The organism is Aliarcobacter sp., assembly GCF_041672065.1.
GTDB classification, from domain to species: Bacteria; Campylobacterota; Campylobacteria; order Campylobacterales; family Arcobacteraceae; genus Aliarcobacter; species Aliarcobacter skirrowii.
The window spans coordinates 18,603-29,982 of sequence record NZ_JBAZAH010000001.1 but is presented as its reverse complement, the minus strand read 5'-3'; the positions used below and the strand labels follow the sequence as shown (position 1 = coordinate 29,982).

The window sequence follows — 11,380 nt, the reverse complement described above, 5'->3', positions numbered from 1 at the left end:
GGATGTGCTTTTGCATATTCCCTTTTTTTATTAGATTTATATGAGATATTTAATACAATTGATTTTTCATATAAATTTAAAAAAAGTTGGATGAATTGAGATTAGAAAAAAGTTGCGAACACTTAAAAAAAATTGAAAATATTGGTGTAGTTCTTAAACCAAATAGTCCAGAATTAAAAGATGCTTTTTTAAAAGTAGAAAAACTATTTTTGGACAAAAATATAGATTTGATTTTAGAAAAAAGTAGTGCACAAATGATTTCTCAAAATGGGTTAGATTTTGATTTAATGTGCCAAAAATCTGATTTTTTAATCTCTATTGGAGGAGATGGAACACTTCTTGGAGTAGTTAGAAAATCTTTTAAATATAATCTTCCAGTTTTAGGAATAAATTTAGGAACTTTGGGGTTTTTAACAGATTTAAAACTAGAAGATTTACCATCTTTTATTGAAGATTTGCTAATAAATGATTATAAAATTGAACCAAGAATGATGATAGAGGCACAAATAGGAGATAAAAAATTTATAGCATTTAACGATATAGTAATATCTAGAAAAAATCTATCTTCAATGCTTGAGATAAAAGCAAAAATTGATAAAAAAGAGTTTAATACATATTATGGTGATGGTTTAATAGTATCAACTCCAAGTGGCTCAACTGCATATAATTTATCTGTTGGAGGTCCTATTGTTTATCCACTTACAAATGCATTTATAATAACTCCAGTTGCAGCTCACTCACTAACTCAACGACCAATAGTTGTACCAGCTGATTTTGAAATTGAGTTTAAAACACCAAGTGATGAAGCGACTGTTATAGTTGATGGTCAAGATTTGTACGATTTAAAGCAAAATGAGATTGTAAATATTAAAATATCAAAAAAGAGTGCAAAGATGCTTTATAGAACAAAAAGAGACTTTTTTAAAGTTTTAAGTGAAAAATTAAGATGGGGTAACTAAGTTTGATTACAAGAGTTTATATAAAAAATTGTTTAAGTTTTAAAGAGCTTGAATTAGAGTTTAATAGTGGATTAAATATCTTTACAGGTCCAAGTGGAGCTGGAAAATCTATCTTAATGCAAGAGTTTTTAGCACTTTTTGGATTAAATGAGATAAAAAGTGAGTTAGCTGAGCTAAATATAAATAATTCAAAAATAAAAAATGAAGAGTTTGATATAAACTTTGAAGAGGATATTGTTTTCAAAAGTATTAAAAAAGATAAAACAAGATATTTTCTAAACAATCAAAGCATATCAAAAAAATCACTAAGTGAGATATCAAATAGTATAATTAAATATTTAAGTTTAAAAGATACAAGTGATTTTAAAAGTGAAGTTTTAATAGATTTTCTAGATAGGTATGCAAGTAAAAATTTTAGTGGATTTAAAGTACTTAAAGATGATTTTGTAAATAACTATAAAGAACTTGTTGAGATAAAAAAGAGATTAGATAAATTAAATGAAGATGAGAAAAAGTTAGAAGATTTAAAAGAGTTTGCAAGATTTGAGATATCAAAAATAGAAGAGATAAATCCAAAATTAAATGAGTATGAAGAGTTAAATAGTCTAAAAAAAGCTCTTGCAAAAAAAGAGAAGATAGAGAAAGCTAGTTTAAAAGCTACAAAAATATTTGAGCATGTTAGTGGAGTTAATGAACTTTTAGAAATTTTAGAGATAAATAGTGCATTTTTTGATGAAGCTATAAATGAGCTAAATAATATTTTAGAAAAATCTAATGACACTTTAGGAGAACTTGAAGATATTGATATTGAATCAACTCTTGATAGAATTGAAAAAATATCAAATCTAATAAAAAAATTTGGTTCAATAGAAGATGCTCTTAAGTATAAAGAGCAAAAACAAAAAGAGCTAGATAGTTATATGAATATTAGTTTTGAAAAGAGTGATTTAGAGAAAAAATATCAATCTTTGCAAACTTATGTTTTAGATTTAGCAAATAAGATGAGTGATTACAGAAAAGAGGGATTAATAAGACTTGAAAAAGATGTAAATTACTATTTAGAATTTTTATATTTAAGTAGTGCAAAAATTGATTTAAAAAATCAAGAGCTTGATAGTAGTGGAGTTGATTATATAGATTTTAAGTTAAATCAAGTATCTTTGCAAACAATAAGTTCTGGTGAATACAACAGATTAAGACTTGCACTTTTAAGTGCAATTTCAAAACTTGATATTGGTGAAAATGGAATTTTGTTTTTAGACGAGATAGATGCAAATTTAAGTGGAAAAGAGAGTGAAGCAATAGCAAATGTTCTTATAAGTTTAAGTAAAAATTATCAAATATTTGCAATTTCACATCAAATACAACTTGCATCAAGTGCAAATCAACACTTTTTGGTTGAAAAAATCAATGGAGTTTCAACAGTAAAAGAGTTAAATAATAGTGAAAGAGTAAATGAGATAGCAAGAATGATAAGTGGTGAAAATGTTACAAATGAAGCAATAGAGTTTGCTAAAAATATAATAAAATCTTAATTTTTATACAATTTTTATAATAAATGGTATAATTAAACATTTGTTGAAATGGAGAGATAAGATGATAAATAATATATCAATAAAAGCTAAACTTTTAATATTATCAATTCTTACTATAGTTATAATTTCACTTGCAGTTGCATTTGTTGCTATTTACTCTATAAAAGAGTATTCAAATGAGGGAATTGAAAACTATAAAAAAGAGGCTTATGCAAAAAAAGAGGAAGAGCTTAAAAATTATGTATCTTTAGCTATGAAAACAGTTGAAGCATATCATGCAAGAACTGATATAGAAAAAGTTAAACTTGAGTTAGAAGATGAACTTAAAAAACAGACTATGTTTTTGTTCACTATTTTAGAAGGTGAGTATCAAAAATATAAAAATACAATATCAGATAGTGCTTTAAAAGAGAGATTAAAAAATATTGTAAACTCTACTAGATATGGTTCTACTGGATATTTTTGGATTAATGATTTGGATGCAGTTGTTTTAATTCATCCAATAAATCCATCTTTAAATGATAAAGATATGTATAACTACAAAGATCCAAAAGGAAAGCAGATTTTTAAAGAGTTCGTAGATATTGCTAAAAAAGATAAAGAGGGATTTATTGATTATGTTTGGCCAAAACCAGGATTTACTGAACCACAATTAAAAGTCTCTTTTGTTAAACTATTTGCTCCTTATAATTGGGTTATTGGAACTGGTGAGTATGTTGAAAATGCTACAGCTAGAATTCAAGAAGAGGCTTTAAAAACAATATCTGATATGAGATATGCAAATAATGACTATTTTTGGATAAATGATTCTCATCCAAAAATGATTCACCACCCAACAAATCCAGCTCTAAATGGAACAGATTTAAGCACATATGCAGACCCTTATGGAACTAAATTATTTGTAGAGATGTCAAAAATTACAAATGAGAAAAAAGAGGGTGGACTTGTAAAATATTATTGGGATAAACCAAATAAGAAAAATGATCCAAAAGAGAAGTTTTCATATGTTCAAAGGTTTGAACCTTGGGATTGGATAATTGGAACAGGTGCTTATGTTGATGATATAGAAGAAGAGATTGCTTTAATGCAAGCTAGTGCAAATAGCAAAATAAATTCTATAATATATAGTATTATTGGGTTCTCTTTGTTAATTATGCTTATTGCTAATTTAATATATAGCTATTTAGTAAATCACGCAATTATAAGACCACTTGATGAGCTTGATATTGCAATAAATGATATATCAAGTGGAAATGAACAAACTGATAGAATTAAGAAAAAATCAAATGATGAGATTGGAAAGATTGTTGATAGTTTTAATGGATATATTCAAAAATTAAAAGAAGGATATATAGAAGATGGTAAAGTAATTGCAAATGTTGATGAGGTTATTGAAAAAATATCTCAAGGATTTTATGTATATAAAATTGAAAAAACATCTTCAAATCCTCAAATTCAAAGCTTAAGAGACTCTATAAATGAGATGATTGAAAAGACTAACCAAAATCTTAATACTTTAAATAATACTTTGGTTGAATATGGTAGTTCAAACTTCTCAGATAGTAACTCACAAATTGATGTTACAAAAGTAAATGGAATTATGTCTTCTTTAGCTACAAGTACTCAATTAATCGGTCATACTGTATCTGAATTTTTATCAATGATAGTATCAACTGGAACAAAATTAAATGATGATACAGCAGTTCTTTCAAAATCTGCAAAAGAGTTATCAACTTCAGCAACAGAACAAGCTGCAAGTTTAGAGCAAACAGCTGCTGCTATTGAAGAGATTACATCTATTATTAAGCAAAGTGTTCAAAAGACTTCTCAAATGTCAATTTTGGCTTCAGAGCTTCAAAAATCATCAAAACAAGGTGAGACTTTAGCTTCAAAAACAAATGACGCGATGGATCAAATTAATAAAGAGGTTAGTTCAATAAATGAAGCTATTGAGGTAATTGATCAAATAGCATTCCAAACAAATATCTTAAGTCTAAACGCAGCAGTTGAAGCAGCAACTGCTGGAGAAGCTGGAAAAGGGTTTGCTGTTGTTGCACAAGAGGTGCGAAATCTAGCAAATAGAAGTGCAGAAGCTGCAAGAGAGATTAAAAATATTGTTGAAATAGCAACTTCAAAAGCAAATGAAGGTAAAGAGATAGCAAATAGTATGAAAATTGGCTATACAGAGTTAAATAAAAGAATTGATGAGACTATTGTTTTAATAGAAGATGTATCAAGAGGTACAAAAGAGGAAGAGATAGGAATACTTCAAATAAATGATACTATTAATGTTCTTGATAGAGTAACTCAAGTAAATGCTAGCTCTTCAAGAGTTATAAGTAATCTTGCAAGTGAAGCATCAAGTTTATCAAGCAATCTATTAAAAATAGCAGATAGAGCTAAATTTAAACAAGTAGATCCTAATATTATTGAAGATATAGATTTAGTATTTAAAGTTTCAAAACTAAAAAATGACCATGTAAAATTTAAGCTTACAAACTTTGATAAAATTGGTCAAGGAAAAACTGCTTGGAGTGTAACAAAACCAACAGAGTGTGACTTAGGAAAATGGATTATAGAGCAAGAAAAAAATGGTTTAGTATTTACTAAAAATCAAAATTGGAAAACTTTAAAAGAGTATCATGAACTTGTTCATACAAGTGTTCAAGAGTATATTAATGAGGATTGTAAAGAGAACTCTGATAAGAGTAGACTAAAAGAGTTATCAAAACAACTTGATACATCAATTTTTAAAGTATTTAAATCACTTGATCAAGTTAAAATTGATAATATATCTAAAAAAGTTAATTCAAATATAGAGACAACAAAACCTGAGACAAATAAACCAAAAGAGATAGTAACAAAGGCTAAAGATGTAAAAATCTTAGAGCAAAAACCAAAACAAGAGTTTAAAGCTTCAAAATCTGATGATGAGTGGGAGAGCTTCTAAAGCTCTTTGCTTGTCGCAAAACTTAAGATTTATCAAAAAAAAGATACAATCCCCTAAAAATTTAAATATTTTATTATATAAAAAATCAAAGGAATTTTATGAGTAAGCAAAAAGTCGAGTTGCTCTCACCTGCTGGAAATTTAGAAAAATTAAAAATTGCAATAAATTATGGTGCTGATGCTGTTTATGGTGGAGTTAGCCACTTTAGTTTAAGAATTAGAGCTAGTAAAGAGTTTACATTTGAGACATTTAAAGAGGGAATTGATTATGCTCATAAGCGAGGAAAAAAAGTTTATGCAACAATAAATGGTTTTCCTTTTAATGCTCAAATTGAGTTATTAAAAAAACATATAGCCTCTATGGCTGCACTTAAACCAGATGGTTTTATAGTTGCAGCTCCAGGAGTTGTAAGACTTTGTAGAGAGATTGCTCCCCAGATTGATATACATCTTTCAACTCAAGCAAATGTTTTAAACTATCTTGATGCTCAAGTTTTTTGGGATATGGGAGTTAAAAGAATTGTTGTAGCAAGAGAGATATCTTTAAAAGATGTAATAGAGATTAAAAAACATCTTCCAGATATGGAGATAGAGATATTTGTTCATGGTTCTATGTGTTTTGCATATAGTGGAAGATGTCTAATTAGTGCTGTTCAAATGGGAAGAGTTCCTAATCGTGGAAGTTGTGCAAATGATTGTAGATTTGAATATACACTTTATGCTGGAAATGATGAGCATGGAAGCTTGTTTAGACTTGAAGAAGAACCTGGTGTTGGAACATATATTTTTAACTCAAAAGATATGAACCTTGCATCTCATATTAAAGAGATACTTGATAGTGGTGCTGTGGATAGTTTGAAAATAGAGGGAAGAACAAAATCTCCATACTATGCAGCAGTAACTGCAAAAGCTTATAGAGAAGCAATTGATGATTATTATGAAAATAAATTTGATGCTTCAAAATATCAAAAAGAGTTGCATACAACTAAAAATAGAGGGTTTACAGATGCTTATTTAATTCATAAGCCATTTGAAAAACTAGATTCTCAAAATCACGATTATGCTTTAAGTAAAGGCTCATTTGAAGTAACAGGTTTAGTATCTGAAGATGAAGAGCATTTTTATTGCAAGTATAAAGTTTATCCAAATGAAGATATTGAAATTTTCACTCCACATAACACAGTTCTACATGAGTGTGAAAATGAGATTGGAAAAGTGTTTAAAAAAGAGAATGGACTATATTATATAAATTTTAAAAAGATTCTAACGCAAGATAATAAAGAGCTTGAAAGTGTTCATAGTGGAAATGTAAATAAAATAAAACTTCCATGCAAATTACCCTATTTAACAATGTTTAGAGTAGAAAATATTGATAGTAATGTAGAATAAGATATGGTTTTTTTTAGAGTTACAAATAGTATAAATATAAAAATAACAGATGGTACAATACTAAAGTATGATAGATTTAAAGCACCAGTTGGTTTAGAAAATGAGACGGTTTATATTACAACATATGATGATTTCAAAGATTTACAAGATATTTTTTCAAAAGTTGATAAAAATAGATATCTTGCTAAGATTTTAAATGAAAAGAGCGTAAAAACTAATCCAAATTTTCCAACTGAAATTGGGATTAGTTTTGAAAATGAGTATAAAATAAAAGAAGAGTTCAAAGATAATATTTTTTTTGATATAAAACCTAGTTCGCTTTTATATAGTCTTAATAGTTTTCACAAACCAATTGTTAAAGTTGCACTTATTGGAAGTTTAGGCTCTACAATTAGCGATATGATTAGCTCTATGGCTGCACTTAGAATTTTTTATGAAGAGTTAAAAAATATATACTCAAAAGTTGAGCTTGATATTTTTATAAAAGCTTCAAATAATAGTTATTATAAAAGAGATAAAAGTATTTATGAAACTCAAAAATATATAAATGGTGTATATCCACTTGCAATAAATAGCAAAACTATTTGTAAGTATGACTATTTTGTTGATAATAGTGTAGATATTAGTAAGATATTAGATATAAACATAGTAGATGCATGGCTTTATAAGTTTGGAATTGATTATAAAAAAATTCCAAGTTCTAAAAAATATAGTGAACTTAATTGTGAACATTTTGAATTATCAAAAGGTTTAAGTCAAAAAATTATTGATGCTAAAAAAAGAGGTAAATTATTACTTTTTCATCCTTATAGTACAACTATAAATAAATCAATTCCTCAAAATTTTGCTATTGAAATTTTAAAAGGTTTAATAGATAAATTAGATGATTATGTGATTATAACAACACTTTTAATTGATCCAAAAATAAAATCTGATAACTATATAGATTTATCAACATATTCAAAAACAATAGAAGATTTTATCTATATTGTTTCATCTATGGATAAGATAATAACAGCATACACTTCAGCTCTTCATATAGCAGATGCTTTTATGATACCAACTCTTTGTATAGCAACTTTTAAAGATTATGAAGAGAGTTTAAAATATTATAACTACACTAAAACAATCTATGTAAAAGATAGTTCAAAAAATTTATCAAAGTTTATTTATGAAAATGATACTTTAACTATAAATAAGTTTGAAGAGTGGCGAAATCTAAAAATAGAAGATATTATAAAAACCTTAGAAAATTTTTGATATAATGTATATCTAAAATTTTAAAAATAGGATAAGAAAATGAGATTTATTTCGATTATTATGGGTAGCAAATCTGATTATGATATTATGAAAAATTGTGCTGATACTTTTGAACAGTTTAATGTAAAATATGAATTAATTATATCTTCAGCTCATAGAAGTCCTGAAAGAACAAAAGAGTATGTTAAAGAGGCAGAAGAGAAAGGTGTGGTTGCATTTATTGCTGCAGCTGGAATGGCAGCTCATTTAGCTGGTGCATTAGCAGCAACTACAACAAAACCTATTATTGGAGTGCCTATGAAAGGTGGTGCGATGGATGGTATGGATGCTATGCTTTCAACTGTTCAAATGCCAGCTGGTATGCCAGTTGCTACTGTTGCTTTAGGAAAAGCAGGTGCAATTAATGCTGCTTATTTAGCAATGCAAATTTTAGCTATTAATGATAAAGATTTAGCTGCAAAATTAAAAGAAGATAGAGTTGTAAAAGCTAAATTAGTTGAAAGTGATTCAAAAGATATAGAAGTAATTTTATAAATGAAACCTATTGCACTATTTACTATTCCAAATTGTAAATGGTGTAAAGAAGCTATAGTATACTTAAAGAGCAAAAATCTTAAATATAATCATATAGATTTAACAAAAAATAAAAAAGCTTTAAATGATTGTCAAAAAAGATGTCAAGGTGCACCTGTTTTTTTAATTGGAAATAGTTGGATTTGTGGCTTTGATAAAGAGAAATTAAATAAAGAGTTAGGAATAAAATAGAATGCTTACTTTTTCACAAATGTTATTAAAACTTCAAGAGTTCTGGGCAAAAGAGGGGTGTAATATTGTACAACCTTACGATATTGCTGCAGGTGCTGGAACATTTCATCCAGCAACACTGCTTAGAAGTCTTGATTCAACTCCTTGGAGTGTTGCTTATGTTGCACCATCAAGAAGACCAACAGATGGAAGATATGGAGAGAATCCAAATAGATTAGGAAGTTACTATCAGTTTCAAGTATTAATAAAACCAAGTTTAGAAAATATTCAAGATTTATATTTACAATCTTTAGAGTATTTAGGACTTGATTTAAGCAGGCACGATATTAGATTTGTAGAAGATAACTGGGAGTCACCAACTCTAGGAGCTTGGGGACTTGGATGGGAAGTTTGGCTTGATGGTATGGAAGTTACACAATTTACATATTTTCAACAAGTTGGAGGACTTCCTTGTGATCCTGTTGCTGTTGAGATTACTTATGGAACAGAGAGACTTGCTATGTATCTTCAAGGAGTTGATTCTGTTTTTGATATTGTTTGGAATGAAAATAAGCATGGAATTACAACTTATGCAGATGTTCACAAAGAAGCAGAGTATCAATTCTCTAAATATAATTTTGAAGTAGCAAATACAACAAAACTATTTAGAGATTTTGAAGAGGCATTTAATGAGTGTAAATCTTGTTTAGAAGCACAACTTCCACTTCCTGCATATGATCAATGTATGATAGCAAGTCATGCTTTTAATACTTTAGATGCAAGAAAAGCAATAAGTGTTACAGAGAGACAAAACTATATTTTAAAGGTGAGAGAACTTGCACAAGCTTGTGCTGTTATGTATAAAGAGCAGGAAAAAATGCGTCAAGAAAGAGTTAGGGGCTAACTCTTTTAGTATTTTTTACCTTTTGCAGAAAGTTAAGAACTTTCACAAAAGGCTGGTGCGAACTAACGAAGTGTATCAATCGTAGCGAATGAAATGAGCTAGATTGTTGTGAGATGAACAATAGGAGTAATTTATTGAAAATAGAAGATATTTATAACTACTTAAATGAGCTTTCACCTTTTGAACTACAAGAAAAATGGGATAACTCAGGACTTCTTGTAGGAAATATGAGTGATAGTTTTGAGAGTTTGTATCTTAGTATGGATTTAGATTTAGAACTTGCAAAAAGTCTAAAACCCAACTCTTTAGTTATAACTCATCATCCATTGATTTTTAGTGGATTAAAAAGAGTTAATTACGATACTTATAGCACTAAAATTTTAAAAGAGTTAATAAAAAAAGATATTGCACTAATTTCTATGCACACAAATATTGACAAAACGCATTTAAACAGATTTGTAGTTGAAGAGATTTTAGGTTTTAAAATAGTTAATCAAAATGAGTTTATTGCAAATTGTGAAATCAATATGAGTTTTGATGAGTTATTAAACTATCTATCAAAAAAATTAAATTTAAAAAATTTAAAATATGTTAAAACAAAAGAGAGTATTAAAACTATTGCAATTTGTACAGGAAGTGCAATGAGTTTAATAGATGAGGTTAAAGCAGATTGCTTTATAACAGGTGATATTAAATATCACGATGCAATGGAAGCAAAAGCAAGAGATTTGTCCTTAATAGATATTAGACACTATGAGAGTGAAAATAGTTTTAATATACTTTTAGAACAATTGTTAAGCCAGTATTTGAAAAAAAATAAATTAAAAGCTATAATAACAGCTTCAAAAAATCCATTTGAGTTTTTTAAAGGAGAAACCGTTGAATAAGTATTTACAAGACTTAGTAACTTTATCAAAATATGATACAAGCATAAGTCAATTTGACCCAAAAATCGAGCAACAAAAAGCAAAATTAGCAGTTTTTGTTGAGACAGCAGAGGCATTAAAAACTTCTATAAATAGTGTGTATCTTGAGATTGATGAACTAAAATCAAAAAGAACAAAAAACAATATTCATCTATCAGAGTTAAAAACAAAACTAGATCAAATTGCTAAAAAAAATAAAGATGTAACAAATGAAAAAGAGTTAAAAGCTTTACAACTTGAAGAAGAGATTGCAAAAGAGCAGGTTAGTTTTGCAAATGAAGAGATTGAAAGATTAGATAAACTAACAGTTGCAAAAGAAGAGAGCTTAAAAGAGCTTCAAGCAAAACTTAAAGCAGAAGAGAGTGATATTGAAGAGATTAAAGTTGTTGTTGACCAAGAGATTGAAGCAATAAATAAAGATAGAGATGTAGTTTATGCAAAAAGAAATGAACTTTTAGGAAATTTTGATAAAAAAATCTTAACATTTTATGAAAAAATTAAAAGATGGGCAAAAGATACAGCGGTAGTTCCTGTAAAACAACAAGCTTGTTTTGGATGTTTTATGAAAATAAGCGACAAAACTTATGCAGAAGTTATAAAAGGTGAAGAGATTGTAAACTGTCTTCACTGTGGAAGAATTCTTTATAAAGGTGAAGAAGAAACTGTTACAAAAGAGGCTTAAAGCTTGAGCCTCTTTACCCTTTTTTATAATCT

10 protein-coding genes are annotated in these 11,380 nt (G+C 27.9%); all 10 read left to right on the top strand.

The window, feature by feature from the left end:
* Positions 1-95: 95 nt before the first annotated feature.
* The 10 genes from WC168_RS00150 to WC168_RS00105 all read left to right on the top strand — a co-directional run bounded on the left by WC168_RS00150 (position 96) and on the right by WC168_RS00105 (position 11,348).
* Positions 96-959 carry an NAD(+)/NADH kinase gene (locus WC168_RS00150; RefSeq protein ID WP_066355746.1) on the top strand — a complete coding sequence of 288 codons (864 nt, stop codon included), beginning with the start codon at positions 96-98 and terminating at the stop codon, positions 957-959.
* Positions 960-961: 2 nt separating this feature from the next.
* Complete coding sequence (locus tag WC168_RS00145; RefSeq protein ID WP_066160193.1) at positions 962-2,494, top strand: AAA family ATPase; 1,533 nt, start codon at positions 962-964, stop codon at positions 2,492-2,494.
* Positions 2,495-2,555: 61 nt separating this feature from the next.
* Positions 2,556-5,444, top strand: coding sequence for a cache domain-containing protein (locus tag WC168_RS00140; protein WP_372616872.1), 2,889 nt, complete (start codon positions 2,556-2,558; stop codon positions 5,442-5,444).
* A 98-nt stretch (positions 5,445-5,542) separates the two neighbouring features.
* A complete protein-coding gene (locus tag WC168_RS00135) occupies positions 5,543-6,832 on the top strand; it encodes a peptidase U32 family protein (protein WP_372616870.1) in 1,290 nt (429 codons plus the stop codon).
* Positions 6,833-6,835: 3 nt separating this feature from the next.
* On the top strand, positions 6,836-8,092 hold the full coding sequence (locus WC168_RS00130) for a hypothetical protein (protein ID WP_372616868.1): 1,257 nt from the start codon (positions 6,836-6,838) through the stop codon (positions 8,090-8,092).
* 39 nt (positions 8,093-8,131) lie between these two features.
* Entirely contained in the window at positions 8,132-8,626 is a 495-nt protein-coding gene (gene purE / locus WC168_RS00125; RefSeq protein WP_372616866.1) for a 5-(carboxyamino)imidazole ribonucleotide mutase, read from the top strand.
* Positions 8,627-8,857 (top strand): glutaredoxin domain-containing protein, encoded by a 231-nt coding sequence (locus WC168_RS00120; protein WP_066350352.1) that lies wholly within the window; start codon positions 8,627-8,629, stop codon positions 8,855-8,857.
* Between the two features lies 1 nt (position 8,858).
* Positions 8,859-9,740 (top strand): glycine--tRNA ligase subunit alpha, encoded by an 882-nt coding sequence (glyQ, locus tag WC168_RS00115; RefSeq protein WP_066160398.1) that lies wholly within the window; start codon positions 8,859-8,861, stop codon positions 9,738-9,740.
* Between the two features lie 134 nt (positions 9,741-9,874).
* Positions 9,875-10,627, top strand: a complete 753-nt coding sequence (locus tag WC168_RS00110) for a Nif3-like dinuclear metal center hexameric protein (RefSeq protein WP_372616863.1) — start codon at positions 9,875-9,877, stop codon at positions 10,625-10,627.
* The gene (locus WC168_RS00105) at positions 10,620-11,348 is read left to right on the top strand and encodes a zinc ribbon domain-containing protein (protein WP_066350358.1); all 729 of its coding nucleotides are present in this window, start codon (positions 10,620-10,622) and stop codon (positions 11,346-11,348) included. Before WC168_RS00110 ends, WC168_RS00105 begins: the two co-directional genes overlap by 8 nt.
* Positions 11,349-11,380 lie beyond the last annotated feature (32 nt).

What these genes read in the sequence shown, in the direction of transcription:
- WC168_RS00135 (WP_372616870.1), top strand. Translation starts at nt 5,543, where the DNA reads ATGAGTAAGCAAAAAGTCGAGTTGCTCTCACCTGCTGGAAATTTAGAA.
- WC168_RS00120 (WP_066350352.1), top strand. Translation starts at nt 8,627, where the DNA reads ATGAAACCTATTGCACTATTTACTATTCCAAATTGTAAATGGTGTAAA.
- purE (WP_372616866.1), top strand. Translation starts at nt 8,132, where the DNA reads ATGAGATTTATTTCGATTATTATGGGTAGCAAATCTGATTATGATATT.
- WC168_RS00140 (WP_372616872.1), top strand. Translation starts at nt 2,556, where the DNA reads ATGATAAATAATATATCAATAAAAGCTAAACTTTTAATATTATCAATT.
- WC168_RS00130 (WP_372616868.1), top strand. Translation starts at nt 6,836, where the DNA reads ATGGTTTTTTTTAGAGTTACAAATAGTATAAATATAAAAATAACAGAT.
- glyQ (WP_066160398.1), top strand. Translation starts at nt 8,859, where the DNA reads ATGCTTACTTTTTCACAAATGTTATTAAAACTTCAAGAGTTCTGGGCA.